Annotated in this window: 14 protein-coding genes, 1 tRNA gene and 1 pseudogene; 6 read left to right on the forward strand and 10 right to left on the reverse strand. The window is 74.4% G+C overall.

The features are described 5' to 3' along the window. Nucleotides 1-57: 57 nt before the first annotated feature. Nucleotides 58-1,272 (reverse strand): glycosyltransferase family 4 protein, encoded by a 1,215-nt coding sequence (locus tag WD341_RS00280; protein ID WP_368423399.1) that lies wholly within the window; start codon nt 1,270-1,272, stop codon nt 58-60. After that, nucleotides 1,269-2,390 carry a glycosyltransferase family 4 protein gene (locus WD341_RS00285; RefSeq protein WP_368423400.1) on the reverse strand — a complete coding sequence of 374 codons (1,122 nt, stop codon included), beginning with the start codon at nt 2,388-2,390 and terminating at the stop codon, nt 1,269-1,271. Before WD341_RS00285 ends, WD341_RS00280 begins: the two co-directional genes overlap by 4 nt. Before the next feature lie 157 nt (nt 2,391-2,547). Between WD341_RS00285 and WD341_RS00290 the strand changes: the two genes are divergently transcribed. Genes WD341_RS00290 through WD341_RS00300 form a run of 3 tightly spaced genes read left to right on the forward strand, consistent with a single transcriptional unit; the run spans nt 2,548 to nt 5,814 of the window. After that, nucleotides 2,548-3,690, forward strand: coding sequence for a glycosyltransferase family 4 protein (locus WD341_RS00290; RefSeq protein ID WP_368423401.1), 1,143 nt, complete (start codon nt 2,548-2,550; stop codon nt 3,688-3,690). Between the two features lie 4 nt (nt 3,691-3,694). Further along, nucleotides 3,695-4,867: a glycosyltransferase gene (locus WD341_RS00295; RefSeq protein ID WP_368423402.1), complete on the forward strand. Its 1,173-nt coding sequence runs from the start codon at nt 3,695-3,697 to the stop codon at nt 4,865-4,867. 56 nt (nt 4,868-4,923) lie between these two features. Continuing rightward, nucleotides 4,924-5,814, forward strand: a complete 891-nt coding sequence (locus WD341_RS00300) for a glycosyltransferase family 2 protein (RefSeq protein WP_368423403.1) — start codon at nt 4,924-4,926, stop codon at nt 5,812-5,814. Here WD341_RS00300 and WD341_RS00305 read toward each other — a convergent pair. After that, nucleotides 5,738-6,472, reverse strand: a complete 735-nt coding sequence (locus tag WD341_RS00305; RefSeq protein ID WP_368423404.1) for an FkbM family methyltransferase — start codon at nt 6,470-6,472, stop codon at nt 5,738-5,740. The two genes, WD341_RS00300 and WD341_RS00305, sit on opposite strands and share 77 nt — an antisense overlap. Continuing rightward, complete coding sequence (locus WD341_RS00310; protein WP_368423405.1) at nt 6,469-7,665, reverse strand: glycosyltransferase family 4 protein; 1,197 nt, start codon at nt 7,663-7,665, stop codon at nt 6,469-6,471. Before WD341_RS00310 ends, WD341_RS00305 begins: the two co-directional genes overlap by 4 nt. A 160-nt stretch (nt 7,666-7,825) precedes the next feature. On the opposite strand from WD341_RS00310, the gene WD341_RS00315 reads away from it, so the two are divergent. After that, a complete protein-coding gene (locus tag WD341_RS00315) occupies nt 7,826-8,434 on the forward strand; it encodes a D-sedoheptulose 7-phosphate isomerase (RefSeq protein WP_368423406.1) in 609 nt (202 codons plus the stop codon). Next, entirely contained in the window at nt 8,431-9,924 is a 1,494-nt protein-coding gene (gene rfaE2 / locus WD341_RS00320; RefSeq protein ID WP_368423407.1) for a D-glycero-beta-D-manno-heptose 1-phosphate adenylyltransferase, read from the forward strand. Before WD341_RS00315 ends, rfaE2 begins: the two co-directional genes overlap by 4 nt. 16 nt (nt 9,925-9,940) lie before the next feature. Here the strand turns inward: rfaE2 and WD341_RS00325 are convergent, their stop codons facing one another. Then, nucleotides 9,941-10,426, reverse strand: a complete 486-nt coding sequence (locus WD341_RS00325) for an MmcB family DNA repair protein (protein ID WP_368423408.1) — start codon at nt 10,424-10,426, stop codon at nt 9,941-9,943. Between the two features lie 232 nt (nt 10,427-10,658). Between WD341_RS00325 and WD341_RS00330 the strand changes: the two genes are divergently transcribed. Continuing rightward, nucleotides 10,659-10,994 (forward strand): hypothetical protein, encoded by a 336-nt coding sequence (locus tag WD341_RS00330; RefSeq protein WP_368423409.1) that lies wholly within the window; start codon nt 10,659-10,661, stop codon nt 10,992-10,994. Nucleotides 10,995-11,004: 10 nt separating this feature from the next. Here the strand turns inward: WD341_RS00330 and WD341_RS00335 are convergent, their stop codons facing one another. The 5 genes and pseudogenes from WD341_RS00335 to WD341_RS00355 all read right to left on the reverse strand — a co-directional run. Further along, nucleotides 11,005-11,496: a hypothetical protein gene (locus WD341_RS00335; RefSeq protein ID WP_368423410.1), complete on the reverse strand. Its 492-nt coding sequence runs from the start codon at nt 11,494-11,496 to the stop codon at nt 11,005-11,007. A 66-nt stretch (nt 11,497-11,562) separates the two neighbouring features. Then, the gene (locus WD341_RS00340) at nt 11,563-12,864 is read right to left on the reverse strand and encodes an MFS transporter (protein ID WP_368423411.1); all 1,302 of its coding nucleotides are present in this window, start codon (nt 12,862-12,864) and stop codon (nt 11,563-11,565) included. Between the two features lie 66 nt (nt 12,865-12,930). Continuing rightward, nucleotides 12,931-13,007 (reverse strand) — tRNA-Arg (locus WD341_RS00345). 101 nt (nt 13,008-13,108) lie between these two features. Beyond that, on the reverse strand, nt 13,109-14,233 hold the full coding sequence (locus WD341_RS00350; RefSeq protein WP_368423412.1) for a lysophospholipase: 1,125 nt from the start codon (nt 14,231-14,233) through the stop codon (nt 13,109-13,111). Nucleotides 14,234-14,290: 57 nt separating this feature from the next. Then, nucleotides 14,291-14,772 (reverse strand): annotated as a pseudogene (locus WD341_RS00355) (ABC transporter ATP-binding protein); the annotation flags it as partial.

A 14,772-nucleotide genomic window follows, 5' to 3' on the forward strand; every position in this document is an offset into this window, starting at 1 on the left:
ACCCAGCGAGAAAGCCTCGGTCGCCGGCGAACCTAGCATCAAAAGGTGCAGCGCTGCTTAAGCCCGCGCTCGCCCGTGGCCGGCGGCCCGGGGCGTCGGCAGGCCCAGCGCCGCGCGCAGGCCGGCGACGTCGGCCTCGAAGTCCCAGCCCGCGACCCGCGCCTGCGCCCGGCGGCCGAGCTCGGCCGCCTGCGCCGGGTCGGCCAGCACCCGCTCGAGGGCGGCCCGCAGGGCGCCGACGTCGCCGGCCGGAAAGACCGCGCCGGTTTCGCCCTCCTGCACCAGGTCGCGCGCCGAGGCGACGCGGTCGCTGGCGATCACCGCCGTGGCGGCGTTCATCGCCTCGTTGACGACCAGCCCCCAGGGCTCGCGCTCGCTCGGCAGCACGAAGGCCTCGGCGAGGTCGTAGAAGGCCGGCAGCTCGCCCTGGTTCCGGAAGCCGAGGAAGCGTACTCGCTCGCCGGCGCCGGCCGCCTCGACGCGCGCCTCCAGGGCCGCGCGCGTCTCGCCCTCGCCGACGAAGAGCAGCAGCGGGCGGCGGGCCGCGGCGGCGCCGCCGAGCTCGAGGAAGGCCTCGAGCAGATCCCCGGCGCGCTTGCGGGGCGTCAGTTTCGAGGCGTAGAGCACCACCGGCCGCTCCGCCGGCAGGCCGAGCTCCCGGCGGAAGGCCTCGCGGCGGGGCGACGCGGCGTCGGCCAGGGCCCGGAAGCGGGCATTGTCGACGGCGTAGGGCATGTCGAAGATGCGCGTCTGCGGCACGCCGAGGCCGACCCAGTAGTCGCGATTCAGGCTGCCGATCGCCAGATAGCGGTCGACCAGCGGCCTCAGGCCGGCGAAGAAGCCGGCGCGCAGCAGCCGCTTGGCCGGGCCGCGGTGGGTCGAGATCGCCGTCGCCTCGTCGCGCAGCAGCGTGCGCAGGCCGAGCGCCCGCGCCGCCGCCAGCGCGCCGACGTGGAAGGGCCGGGCATAGCCGTGGACCCAGAGCGCCTCGAAGCCGCCGCGTCGCAGCCGCCGGGCCAGCCCGTAGCTCCAGGGCCGCATCCGGCCGACCCGGCCGCGGTCTCCGAGGCTCGGCAGGAACTCCGCCTCGTAGCCTTCGAGCAGCGGCAGGTCCCAGGCGATCCGCCGGCCGAATCCCGGATCCTCGTAGCCCCGGAGCGAGCGGTCGCTGGCGAAGAAGACCCGCAGCTCGATGTCCGGCTCGCGGGCGATGCGCGCCAGCAGCGGCGCCTGGTACTGGATCGGATGGGTGACGAGGTAGGCCAGCTTCATCGGGCTGCGGTCTCCGGTGGCTCTCCGGTCGCAGGCGGCATCTCCACCAGGGCCGCGACGAGCGTCTGCAGGCGGGCGGCGAAGGCCGGGAAGGCGAAGTCCTCCAGACCTTCCGGCCGTCCCTTGGGCCGGGCCAGCGCGACCTCGACGGCCGCCGCCAGGCTTTCGGGGTCCTCGGGATCGGCGAGCAGGCCGAGCCGGCCGTCCCGCACCGCCTCGCGGCTGCCGTCGCGGCAGCTGGCGACGACCGGCACGCCCGAGGCCATGGCCTCGAGCAGCACGATGCCGAAGCCCTCGCTGTGGCCGCACAGCACGAAGGCGTCGGCGAGGCGGTAGAGGGCCGCCTTCTCGACCTCCGGCACGAAGCCGGCGAAAACCACGGCGCCGGCGACCCCCTTCGCCTCGGCTCGGGCCTGCAGGCGGGCGCGGTCGGGACCGTCGCCGGCGACCAGGTAGACCAGGTCCGGATGCCGTTCGAGCAGGCGCGGCAGCACCGCGATCATCTCCTCGACGCCCTTGTCGCGGCCGCCGGCGGGCAGGCGGCCCAGGGTCATGACGACGCGCCGGCCGGCGACGCCGAGGCGGGCGGCCAGCGCCGGATCCGCGGGCCCCGGGGTGAAGCGATCGAGGTCGATCGTGTTCGGCAGCAGCCGGCCGCGCTCCGGCGGCAGGCCGCTCCAGGCGGACAGCCGCTCCAGGGTCAGGCGGCTGACGCCGAAGACGGCGTCGAGCCGCCGCACCAGCCGGTCGGCGAGGCGATGCCTCGTCGGCTGCCAGGCGTCGATGCCGTGGGTGACGGCGGCCAGCGGCGCCCGGAAGCGCCGCTGCGCCAGCCAGGCCAGCGGCAGCAGGCGGAGGTGGCCGCAGAGAACGAGGTCGAAGCCGCCCTCGCGCAGGAGGCAGCGCAGCAGGGCCAGCAGGAGGCCGGCCTTGCCGCCGCCGGCGATCAGCGTCAGGCCTTCGGGCAGGGGCGTGCCGTTCGGCGGCGCGTCGCGCTGGACGACCAGCAGCGCCTCGACCGCCGGCCAGGCGGCCAGCGCCGTCAGCAGGTCCCGGTTGAACTTGGCGATGCCACCGTTGGCGCCGAAGCTCTCGTGCAGGATGACCAGAAGGCGCATGGCGGCAGTCATAGCGCGAAAGCGCGCGGGCTGCCCAGCGGCGCTCGCCGCGGGAGGTCGCCCGGGGCCTGCCCGCGTGGGCGTTCCCCCACGCCGGCAATCCGGCTAGGGTCGCCCGGCGCGCAGGCCGAGGTGCGACGGGGGTCCCGGAAGTCGAATGCGAATCACCATCATCCAGGGCCCCTTCCTGCCGGTGCCGGCGCTGCGCGGCGGTGCCGTCGAGAAGGCCTGCTTCGCCCTCGGCCAGGAGTGGGCGCGGCGCGGACACGCGGTGACCCACGTCTCGCGCCGCTTTCCGGGACTGCCGGACAGCGAGGAGATCGCGGGCGTGCAGCACCTGAGGGTCGCGTCGCGCGACGCTCCGTCCGGCGCCCTGGCGTTCCGCCTCGCCGAGGCGCGCTACGGCCTGCGGGCGCTGCGCGTGCTGCCCCCGGCCGACGTCCTGCTGATGAACTCGGTGGTGCTGCCGCTGCTGGTGCGCGACCGCCGCCGCGGCCTGCCGGTCTACCGCGTCGGGCGGCCGCCGAAGGGACAGTTCCGCCTCTACCCGCGTCTCGGCTGGCCGGTCGCCGTCTCGCGGGCCGTCGCCGCCGCGATCGAGCGGGAGGCGCCGGCCTTCGCCGGCCGCGTCGCCGCCATCGGCGGCCCCGTGACGCCGGCCTTCCACCCGCTCGCCGCCGACGAGCTCGGCGAGCGGCCGCCGCGCCTGCTCTACGTCGGGCGGCTGCATCCGGAAAAGGGCCTGCATCTGCTGATCGAGGCCTTCGCGCGCCTGGCCGAGTCCGCGCCGCAGTGGCAGCTGGCGATCGTCGGTCCGCACGAGGTCGCCGCCGGCGGCGGCGGCACCGCCTACCTGGAGCGGCTGCGCCGCCTCGCCGCGCCGCTGGGGGCGCGCGTCGAGTTCGTCGGCCCGCTCTACGACGAGGCGCAGCTGCGGGCGCGCTACCGCGAGGCCTCGCTGTTCTGCTACCCCTCGCTGGCGGAGCGCGGCGAGGGCCTGTCGGTGGCGCCGATGGAGGCCATGGCCATGGGCACCGTGCCGCTGCTCTCGGGGCTCGACTGCTTCGACGACTACCTGGAGCCGGGAGTCAGCGGCTTCCGCTTCGACCATCGCGCCGCCGACCCGGTCGCGGCGCTGGCGGCGGCCCTGGCGCCGCTGCTCGGCGGCGCGGTCGATCTCGCGCCGCTGCGCCGCCGCGTCCTGGAGGTGGCGGCGGGCTTCACGGTCGAGGCCTGCGCCGAGCGCTACCTGGCTGTCTTCGAGCGTGCCCTCGCGGCGGCGGACCGGCGGCAGGGCTGAGCCGGTGCGCATCCTGCACGTCATCTCCAACCTCGACCTCGAGCTCGGCGGCCCCAGCCTCGCCTGCGCTGAGATGGCGCGCGCGGTCGCCGCCGCCGGCCACGAGGTCGCGGTCTACACCACGGACCGCACCGCCCGGGGCCGGCTGGAGGTGTCCGACGACGGGCCGCAGCTGCGCGACGGCGTGACCTACCGCTATTTCCGGCACCGCTGGCACGACGGCTGGTCGTGGTCCTGGCCGCTCGCCCGGGCGCTCTGGCGCGACGCCGGCGGCTTCGACCTGCTGCACGTCCACTCGCTCTACCTGTTCCACAGCTGGGCCGGCCCCGCCGCGGCGCGGGCGGCCGGCGTGCCCTACTTGGTGCGCCCCCACGGCACCCTCGATCCCAGCGTCTGGCCGCGCCGCCGCTGGGCCAAGACGCCGGTCGAGCTGCTGTTCCAGAACCGCATGATCGGGGGCGCGGCGGCCCTGCACTACACGAGCGAGGACGAGCGCCTGCTCGCCGAGCCCTACGCCCGCGGCCGTCCCGCGCTGGTCGTGCCGCTGGGGCTCTCCACGGGCGACTACGCGCGGCTGCCGCCGCCGGGCCGCTTGCGGGCCGCCCATCCCGAGGTCGGCAGCCGGCCGCTGGTGCTGTTCCTGGGGCGGCTGGCGGAGAAGAAGGGGCTCGACCTGCTGGTGCCCGCCTTCGCCCGCCTGGTCGAGGCCGGCGCCGACCTGCAGCTGGTGCTGGCCGGCCCCGACCGCGGGGCGCGGGCCGAGACCGAGGCGCGGATCGCGGCGCTGGGGCTGGCCGGGCGGGTCACCTTCACCGGCATGCTGCGGGGCGAGGACAAGCTGGCGGCGCTGGCCGACGCCGCCCTCTTCGTCCTGCCGTCCTACCGCGAGAACTTCGGCCTGGCGGTGGTCGAGGCGATGGCCGCCGGCCTGCCGGTCGTGATCTCCGACCAGGTGGCGATCTGGCGCGAGATCGAGGCCGACGGCGCCGGCCTGGTCTGCCGCACCGAGGTCGACTCGCTGACCGAGGCGCTGGCGGCGGCGCTGGCGAGTCCGGCGGCGCTGGCGGAGCGCGGACGGCGGGCGCGCGACTCGGCGCGGCGGCACTTCGACTGGGCGGCGGTCACGCCGAAACTTTGCGCCGGCTACCGCGCGGCGATCGAGGGGCGGCTGGGGTAGCGGCGCCGGGCGGGGCCGTGGCGGGTTTCGGCGGCGAAGGAGAGGGATCGGGGACGGTGGCGGAACGGCTTTCGGTGGTGATCCTGACCTTCGAGGCGGAGGCGACGCTGGGTGCGACGCTGGCCAGCGTCGCCGGGCTTGCCGACGAGGTCTTCTGCGTCGATTCCGGCAGCAGGGACCGCACGGTGGAGATCGCGCGGGCCGCCGGCGCCACGGTCGTCGAGCATCCCTTCGAGCACTACGGCGCGCAGCGCAACTGGGCGATCGAGAGCTTGCCGCTGGGCGGCGGCTGGGAGCTGCACCTCGATGCCGACGAGCGCCTGACGCCTGTGCTGGCAGCGGAGATCCGCCGAATCCTGGAGAGCTCGCCGGCCGAGCTGGAGGGTTGCTACATCCCGCGGCTGGTGCACTTCCTGGGCCAGCCGCTGCGCCACGGCGGCTTCTATCCGATATACCACCTGCGCCTGTTCCGGCGCGGCCGCGGGCGCTGCGAGGACCGGCTCTACGACCAGCACTTCTACGTGGCGGGGCGCACGGAGCGGCTGGCTGCGCCGATGATCGACGACATGCGGGGCCCCTTCGCGGTCTGGAAGGCGCGGCACCGGCGCTGGGCCCGGCTCGAGGCCGAGCAACTGCTGCGGGGCCCGGCGCCGCAGCCGGGCGTGATCGCCGGCCGCTTCGGCGGCAGCCCGGTCGAGCGCAAGCGCGCGCAGCGGCGGCTCTACGAGCGCCTGCCGCCCTTCCTGCGCCCCTTCCTGCTGTTCGGCTACCGCTTCCTGCTGCGCGGCGGCTTCCGCGACGGCCGCCAGGGCTGGCGCTTCTATTGGCACCAGACGCTCTGCTTCCGGCTGCTGGTCGACTGGCACCTGGTCAGGCTGCGCCTCCGGCGAGCTCTGGGCGAAAAAACAGCAGGTCGGCCTGGACAGGGGCGCCCGAAGCGTCGGTAAGCAGGTTGTGTCGGCCCTGCAGGCGGAAGCCGCGCGCGGCCAGCCAGGCCTCGACCTCCGCGGCCAGGGCCTGTCCCTCGTAGAGCTCGAGGTAGGAGCACTCGACGTAGACCCAGGCGACCTGGTCCAGGCGGTCGGCGCAGCCCTCCAGAGCGGCCAGCTCGAAGCCCTGGACGTCGAGCTTCAGCAGGACCGGTGCCGGCAGCATCTCGGGCAGCAGGACCGCCAGCGGCGCGAGCCGCACGCTGTGCCGGCCGGTTTCGGCGGTGCCCGGAAAGATCTCGACCTGGCGCCGCCCGATCGGCAGCAGCGAGGAGGAATCCTCCCGCGCCGAGAGGTGCATCGCCGCGCTCTCCTCGCGCGGGCCGACCGCGGCCTCGATCAGCCGGACCGCTGGGTCGCCCGCGAACAGCCGGCGGAAGCGCGCTGCCGGGCCCGGCAGCGGCTCGAAGCCGACGAGGGGGGCGCCGGGGAAGAGGCTGCGGGCGAGCAGCGCGAACTGGCCCTTGTTGGCGCCGACGTCGAGAACCGCGGCCGGCCGCAGCCCGGCCAGGGCCTGGCGGTGCTCGACCGTCATGGCGACGCCCCGGCGCAGGCCCCGGCGCCCGCCGCGCGAGGCCAGGAGCCGCGCCAGCTTGGCCAGGCGCCGGGCGGTCACGCGCTCCGGCCTTCGAGCAGGGCCAGGAAGCGCGGCCCGATGCGCTCGATGTCGAAGGTGCGCTCGGCGTAGGCGCGGCCGGCGGCGGCGAGCTCGGCGCGCAGCGGCGCGTCGCGGCGCAGGCGCCTGGCCGCGGCGAGGAAGCCGGCGGTGTTGCCGGGGGCGACGCAGAGCCCACCGCCGGCCTCCAGCAGGAGGCGCGCCGCCAGGTTCTCCGGCGGGATCGCCGCCAGGATCGGCCGTGCCGTGCACAGGCTGGTCAGCACCTTCGAGGGTACCGCGAAGACGCCGGCCTCGGGCTCCAGGATCGCCAGCAGCAGGTCGGCGCTGCCGAGCACCTCCGGCAGGCGCTCGTAGGGCTGCCAGTCGAGCAGCTCGAGGCCTGCCAGGCCCTCGGCGGCCTTCGCCTGCTCCAGATGATCGCGGCCCAGGCCCTCCGAAACCACGACGACGCGCACCGCCGGGTCGTCGCGGAAGGCGCGGGCGAGGGCGGCCAGCATCTCGGGATTGTGCTTCACGCCGAGCGTGCCGGCGTAGAGCAGCACGAAGCGCTCGTCGAGCCCCTGCTCGCCCGACCAGGCGTTGCGGCGGTCGACCGGCGCCAGCTCGCGCAGCGGCGCCCAGTTCTCGATGACCGCGATCCGCTCCGGCCGGACGCCGCGCGCCTCCAGGAGCGGCCGGAAGTCGGCGGTGATGGCGATCACGGCGTCGCTGCGCCGCAGGGATTCGGCCTCGAAGCGGCGCAGCAGAGGCGCTGCCAAGCCGGCCAGCCGATGGCTGCGGCGGGCGAGCACGCGCACCCCGGCCTCGGCGTAGAGGTCCTGGAGCCAGTACAGGAAGCGCGCGCCGCGGCGCCGGCAGTAGCGCTGCAGGGGGCGCTGGATCTGCGGCGAGCAGTTGCCGGACAGCACCGCCTCGGGCGCGAACCGCCGGGCGCGCTCGGCCAGGGCCCGGCCGTAGGCGTGCTCCTGGCGGAAGCGCCGGGGCAGGTCGTACTTGGCGAGCGGCGTCGCCGGGCCGACCGGCTCGACCGCGAAGCCCGGCGCGTCGCCGGCGCGGTGCAGGACGCCGCCCTGGGGCGTCGGCACCCCGGCTGAATAGAGGTGGAGCGTCTGGTGGCCGCGTTCGGCCAGCCAGCGCGACAGCTCCAGCTGGAAGGGGTGGCCGGAATAGTCGTGGACCAGGATCCGCATGGCGCCCCCTCCGCCTCGCCGCGGCCCCCCTGCGGCCGCCGCCGACCTATAGCATGGCCCTCCGAAGCCGGCGAACCGGCCAGCTTTGCCTTGCCAAGCGAGGCTCGCATCGGGTAGCGAACGGACCCCACGTCACGGCTGCGAGCGGGAATTTTTCGCCTTGCCCAGGTCGGCGCCCTCCTTCGACTTCGATCGCTATCTCGGCCGGGAGCTGGAGGAGCACGAGGCCGTCTTCGGTGCCACGCGGGAGGTCGCGGGCGAGGCCATGGCGCGCCTGCTCGACGCCTGCGAGACCTCGCTCGGCCAGGGCGGCAAGCTGCTGTTCTTCGGCAACGGCGGCTCGGCGGGCGACGCCCAGCACCTGGCGACGGAGCTGGTCGTGCGCTACCGCAAGGACCGCCCCGCGCTGCCGGCCATCGCCCTCACCGTCGACAGCTCGACGCTGACCGCGATCGGCAACGACCTCGGCTTCGAGCGGCTCTTCGCCCGCCAGATCGAGGCCCTGGGCCGTCCCGGCGACGTCGCCATCGGCATCTCGACCTCGGGACGCAGCGCCAACGTGCTGGCCGGCCTCAGGGCCGCGCGCGAAGGCGGCCTGGTCGCCGCCGGCCTGACCGGCCACGGCGGCGCCATGGCCGAGCTCGCGGACCCGCTGATCCGCGTGCCGAGCGACAACCCCGCGCGCATCCAGGAGATGCACATCATGCTGGGCCAGATCCTCTGCGGCGCGCTGGAGCGCCGTCTCGGCCTGGTGGAGGACGACCGATGAGCGAGGGTGCTGCCGCGGCCGCACGCCGGCTGCCGGACGGAGACCTGCCGGGGCTGCTCGAGGCGCTGGTCGACACGCCTGTCCTGGTCATGGGCGACGTCATGCTCGATCGCTTCATCGAGGGACGGGTCGAGCGGATCTCCCCGGAGGGGCCGATCCCGGTCCTGCGCATCGAGCGCGAGACCGCGAGCCTGGGCGGCGCCGGCAACGTGCTGCGCAACCTGGCCAGCCTCGGCCTGACGCCGCGCTTCCTGACCGCGGTCGGCACCGACGCCGCCGGGCGCGACGTCCAGCGCCTGACCGGCGAGATCCTGGGCGGCGGCGCCCGCCTGCTGGTCGACCCGACGATCCAGACGACGATCAAGGAGCGCTTCCTGTCCGGCGGGCACCAGCTGATGCGCGCCGACCGCGAGGCCGACCAGCTGGCCAAGCCGGCGATCGTACAGATGCTGATGGAGCTGGCGGAGGGCCAGCTCGGCGAGGTCAAGGCGCTGCTGCTCTCCGACTACGGCAAGGGCATGCTGCGCCACGCGGCGCTGCCGCAGCTGATCGCGGCGGCGCGCGCCGCCGGCCTCCAGGTCGTCATCGACCCGAAGGGCCGCGACTACGGGCTCTACCGCGGCGCCTCCTTCGTCACGCCGAACCGGCGCGAGCTGCAGGAGGCGACCGGGCTGCCGGTCGGCGAGCCGGAGGAGGTGGTCGCCGCCTGCCGGCGCATCATCGCCGAGCACGACATCGAGGCGGTGCTGGCGACCCTGAGCGAGCAGGGCATGATGCTGGTCCGGCGCGACGCCGAGGCCATGCACCTGCCGGCCGAGGCGCGCGAGGTCTTCGACGTTTCGGGTGCCGGCGACACCGTGCTGGCCAGCTTCGGCGCGGCCCTCGCCGCCGGCGCCTCGCCAGAGGCGGCGGCGCAGCTCGCCAACGTCGCCGCCAGCGTGGTCGTCGGCAAGCGCGGCACGGCGGTCGCCTATCCGGCGGAGATCCTGCGCGCCGCCCAGGCGCAGCGCCTGCACGGCGCCGAGCTGAAGATCCTCGACGCCCGCACCGCGGCGCAGGAGGCTGGCGACTGGCGCCGGGCCGGCCTCACGGTCGGCTTCACCAACGGCTGCTTCGACCTGCTCCATCCGGGGCACATCCACCTGATCGAGCAGGCGCGGTCCGCCTGCGACCGCCTGATCGTCGGGCTCAACAGCGACGCTTCGGTCAAGCGGTTGAAGGGCGAGGGGCGGCCGATCCAGGAGGAGGCGGCGCGTGCCGCTGTGCTGGCCTCGCTGTCGGGCGTCGAGCGCGTCGTGGTCTTCGCCGAGGACACGCCCCTGGAGCTGATTCGGACGCTGCGTCCCGACGTCCTGGTCAAGGGCTCGGACTACGCCCTCGAGGAGGTCGTCGGCCGCGACCTGGTCGAGAGCTGGGGCGGCCGCGTCGTGCTGGCCGAGCTCAAGGAGGGCCACTCGACCAGTGCCACGATCCGCAAGCTGGCGGGCTGAGCCCGCCTCTCCCTAGCTAGCCGGCGAATCCCGGTCCCACGCCCTCCGGATCGAGCAGGAGCCTGAGCCGCCGGGCGGCGACCTGGCCGAACCGCAGCGTGACCGCCTTGCGGCGGGCGGCGGCGATCGGACGGCGGTCGGCCTCGCGCAGGATCGCCGCGTCGTAGCCGTCGGCGACGATCAGTCCCTGGTCCTCGGGGAGCACCTCGAGCGGGAAGCCGAGCGGCACCGCGAAGTAGTAGCGCTCGCAGAACTCCAGGTACTGCGGCCACTTCCCGTCGCTACGGAAGTCGGCAAGGCAGCTCTTGATCTCGACGATGCTCAGCTCGCCGCCCGGCCCGAGCGCCAGCACGTCGGCGCGTCGGCCGCCGCGCAGGACGAACTCCGTCAGCCCGACGTGGCCGAGGCGGTCGAACAGCCGGCAGACGCCGCGGGCGACCCTGAGGGCTGCCGGGTCGTCGGCAAGGGCGTCGCCCGCCCGGGCCAGTGACTCCGGACCCAAGCTTTCTGGGGCGGTTGTTCCTGAAACCAGGGTTGTGGGAGGCATGGTTGTCGGTCCGATTACCTGTTCGCGCGGAATTGTGCGATGCTGGAGCCCGAGAGTGCCACCCGCGCCATCTTGGGGCGAGCCGGCAGGAAGTTCCAGGCGCCCGACCGGGGAGAGTGGCGCTTAAACTTTCGTTAGGGTGGTGCGTGCCAGCCTTCCCAGAATGAGCAAGTTCGAGGATTCCGCCGTGGTTCGACGTACCGACGAGACTGTGCAGGACGAGGGGCGCGGCGAACCGGCCGGACTGACCCGCCGCACGGCCCTGGCGCGTCTCGGGCTGGCCAGCGCGGTCGCCTACACGGTGCCGACGCTGGTGCGCATCGACCGCTCCGCCAACGCGCAGATTCTGCCGTCGCCCTGTCGTCCGCCGGGGCAGGTCGGCTCGCCGAGCGGCGGTCCTTCGCCCGGCAATCCCGTTCACTGCCCGCCAGGACACAGCAGCCCGGGCGGCGGCCCGCCCGGCCATGGCGGCGGCGGCCCCCCCGGCCAGGGCGGCGGTGGTCCGCCGGGCCAGGGCGGCTGAACCGCCGCCGTCAGCCGCCGAGCAGCAGCCCGATCTGGGCCCTCAGGCCCTCCCAGAAGCCGTGCAGGCCGCCGTCGACGACGAGGTCGACGCCCGCCGCCATCTTGACGACGTAGATCAGCACCAGCAGCGGCACCGCCAGGATCAGGGCGGTCAGCAGGTAGATCAGCAGGGTGGTCGAGCGCGCCAGCACGCCCTCGGCGCGCAGCCGGTCGAGCGTGCGGCGCTCGTGGCCGAGCAGCAGAACCAGGTAGTAGCGCCGCCGGCCGATCGGCAGCGAGTGCCGGAAGTCGACCACGTGGTTGCCCTGGTTGCGGTCGCCGAACATCTGCTTGAGGGCGACGCGCTGCTCCGGCGTGAAGCTCGCGGCGACCTTGAGGTCGATCCGCTGGAAGTACTGCGCCAGGAAGCCGTCGCCTTCGGCGAGCAGCCAGGCCCGATGCGCACGGGAGCGCAGCGAGTGGGTCGGCTGGTTCGAGAGCGGGCGCAGGAACTCGGACATGCACCTTTGTGCGGCCCCGAGCTTTGCCAAAGGGTTAACGGCCGGAGAGGTTAACGGGCGGAGAGGTTAACGAGCGGAGAGGGGCTCCTCTCCGGGCTCCGGCGAATGGCTGCCGGGCGCGGCGCCGGAATCCTCCGCCGCCGTCGGCTCGGCCCGCGGATCGAGCTCGAAGACCTGGCCGCTGAGCCGCGGCTCGACCGCGACGAAGCGGTCCTTGGCCTCGGTGGGCAGGGTCGCCCGCTGGCGCATGCGGTAGTAGGCGAAGCCGGCGAGCAGCAGGTGGAAGACGGCGGTGTAGAGGAACAGGCTGCCGTGGCCGAAGCTCTCCATGGCCATCGAGCCGAGGAAGGGGCCGGCGACGGCGCCGGCCGCGAAGGTCAGTAGCAGGCCGCTCGAGGTCTCGACCGCGTCGGCCGGATCGACGTAGTCGTTGGCGTGGGCGACGCAGAGCGCGTACATCGACAGCGAGGTTGCGCCGAAGCCGGCGGCGGCGACGTAGAGCCCCGTCGGCACCGGCCCGTAGAGGAACAGCGCGGCGCCGCTGAGGGCGGCGGCGAAGCAGGCGCCGATGATCACCCAGCGCCGGTCGAAACGGTCGGACAGGCGCCCGAGCGGCCACTGCATCAGCGCGCCGCCGGCGACCGCGACCGACATGAAGACGGCAACCCGGTCGGTGGTCCCGGTGCTCGCCGTGACGAAGGCCGGCGCCAGGGTCCAGAAGGCGCCGTTGGTGACGCCGACGACGAGGCAGCCGACGAAGCCAACCGGCGACAGGCGGTAGAGCCGGAGCAGGCGCAGCCGCATCTGGGTCGGCGGCTTGGGCGCCATCGCCGTGGTCAGGGCGATCGGGACGACGGCCAGGGTCACCAGGATCGCGACCAGGCTGAACAGCTGGAAGTCGATCGGGTCGCCGATCCCGATCAGCATCTGCCCGGCGACGATCGCGATGAAGTTGACGACGACGTAGAGCGACAGGACCCGGCCCCGCGTCTCGTTGCTGGAGCGCTCGTTCAGCCAGCTCTCGATGACCGTGTAGAGGCCGGCGAAGCAGAGCCCGGTGAAGACCCGCAGGAAGGTCCAGGGCCAGGGGTCGGGGAAGACGGCGTGGACCAGCGGCACGGCGGCGGCGATCGCGGCCAGGGCCGCGAAGGTCCGGATGTGGCCGACCCGCTTGATCATCAGCGGGCCGGCGACGCAGCCGAGCCCAAAGCCGATGAAATAGAAGGAGCCCATCAGGCCGATTGCCGGCGTCGAGAAGGCCTCGAGCTGCGCGCGCACCGGCAGCAGGGTGCCTTGCAGGCCGTTGCCCATGACCAGGATGCCGGCGGAGAGCATCAGCGCGCCGACCGAAGCTAGGGTGCTGCGCACGGGGTGGCCTTCTCCCGGCTCGCGCGCCCGCCTGCCTTGCGCATGAAGGACTGGCGGATGAAGGGGTGGCGGGCCCGTAGGGATTCGAACCCCAGACCTCTTCCTCCGGAGGGAAGCGCTCTATCCAGCTGAGCTACGGGCCCGCAAGCGAGGCGGCAACATATCCCAAGGCCGAGCGGCTTTACAAGGCGCTGCGGGGGTGCTGCCGGGGGGATGCCGCGGGGGAGCGCTTCGGGGGGCTGACCTATCGCTCGACGCTGTCGCCGGCAAGGCCGACCGTGATCGAGGGCGGGGTCAGGCCGGGGCGCGCGATCCAGGCCGCGATGTCCTCGAGTACGACCTCCGCCTGCAGGTCGCGCAGCAGCATGTGCCAGCCGTCCTCATAGACCACCAGGTGACTCTCGGGGCCCTCGGGCAGGGCTTCCCAGAGCATTTCGACGGGCCGTGCCGGGATCAGCTCGTCGTGCTCGCCGTAGAGCAGCAGTGCCGGCAACCGCACGCTCGGCGCCGCCTCGAGGCCCCGGCTCATCAGCTCGACCAGCCCCTGGACCGTGTCGATCCGGCTGTACTTGATGACCAGGGGGTCGCGGCCCAGCGCCCGCAGCGCCTCGATGTTGTCGCTGGCCTGCATGCCGGTGCTGCGGCCGGACGGCGCCAGGCCGGGAACGAGCCGGACGCTCAGCCACAGCGCCCAGCGCTGGTACCAGGGCTGCAGGTCGCTCGACCAGACCGCGGGTGCGGAGAGGATCAGGCCGCGCAGGTTCGCCGGCACCGGGGTCGCGCCGGGCCTGCCGGTGGCGAGCAGGGCGACGGCGGCGCCCATCGATTCGCCGAGCAGGTAGAGCGGCCTGCCGGGATGCCGCTCGGCGAGCAGCGCGAGCGCCTGGCGGGCGTCCTCCGCCAGGCGTCCGGCGCCCGCCCACAGGCCGGGGTTTGGTCCGGCGCCGAAGCCGCGCTGGTCGTAGGCGTAGACGGCGAAGCCCCGAGCCGCCAGGGCCGGGGCCGGCGACGCGAAGGCGCCGCTGTGATCGTTGAAGCCATGCAGAGCCAGGATCACGGCCTCGGGCGCGCGTGTCCCCGATTGGGCCGCCGATTGAGCGCCTGGTTGCGCTCCCGGTTGCGCATCCTGTTCGGGGAGCCAGGCGCGCAGCGGCAGCGCAAGGCCGTCGGCGGCGACGAGGGCGGCCGCGGCGCTTCGCTCGTTCAGCCGCCCGAGCTCGAGGCGCGGCGTGGTCGCGCCCGGCCCCGGCGGCGCCAGCTTCGGCGTGCAGCCGGCCAGGGCCCCGGCCAGCAGGGCCGCAGTCATCAGCGCCCCCGGCAGCAGCGCCGCCAGCAGCGGCACCCCGGGGAACCGGCGCCGGGCCGTCACGCCCTGCAGGACGCCGGGCCGGCGGCCGTCGGCGCCGCCGCGCGCGGCGCTGGCGCGTCAGCGCTCGTCGTCATGGGCGCCGCGGGTCAGCTGCAGGAAGATGTCCTCCAGGTCGGCCTCCTCGGTGCGCAGGTCGAGGATCTCGAGGCCGGCTTCCTGCGCGGCGGCCAGGATCCGGCCGACCGGGCCGGCGCTGGTGCGGTAGCGGAAGACCAGGCGGTTGGGCGCCGCCAGCTCGGGCTCGAAGGGCGTCAGCGGCGCCGGCACCTCGGTCAGCTCCGGGGCGACGATCAGCTGCAGCTCCTTGTTGTCGAGGCGCTGCACCAGGGTCTCGGTGGCGTCGCAGGCGATCACCTGGCCGCGGTTGATGATCGCGATGGTGTCGCAGAGCTCCTCGGCCTCTTCCAGGTAGTGCGTGGTCAGCAGGATCGTCGTGCCCAGGCGGTTGAGCTCGCGCACCCGGCCCCACAGCTGCTGGCGCAGCTCGATGTCGACGCCGGCGGTCGGCTCGTCGAGGACCAGCACCGGCGGGTTGTGGA

The organism is Tistlia sp., assembly GCF_040905785.1.
Lineage (GTDB): Bacteria > Pseudomonadota > Alphaproteobacteria > Kiloniellales > DSM-21159 > Tistlia.

Bases quoted from the DNA above. Each gene is read 5' to 3' on its own strand.
- WD341_RS00335 (WP_368423410.1), bottom strand. From the start codon at position 11,496: ATGTCCGAGTTCCTGCGCCCGCTCTCGAACCAGCCGACCCACTCGCTG.
- WD341_RS00285 (WP_368423400.1), bottom strand. From the start codon at position 2,390: ATGCGCCTTCTGGTCATCCTGCACGAGAGCTTCGGCGCCAACGGTGGC.
- WD341_RS00280 (WP_368423399.1), bottom strand. From the start codon at position 1,272: ATGAAGCTGGCCTACCTCGTCACCCATCCGATCCAGTACCAGGCGCCG.
- WD341_RS00290 (WP_368423401.1), top strand. From the start codon at position 2,548: ATGCGAATCACCATCATCCAGGGCCCCTTCCTGCCGGTGCCGGCGCTG.
- WD341_RS00310 (WP_368423405.1), bottom strand. From the start codon at position 7,665: ATGCGGATCCTGGTCCACGACTATTCCGGCCACCCCTTCCAGCTGGAG.
- rfaE2 (WP_368423407.1), top strand. From the start codon at position 8,431: ATGAGCGAGGGTGCTGCCGCGGCCGCACGCCGGCTGCCGGACGGAGAC.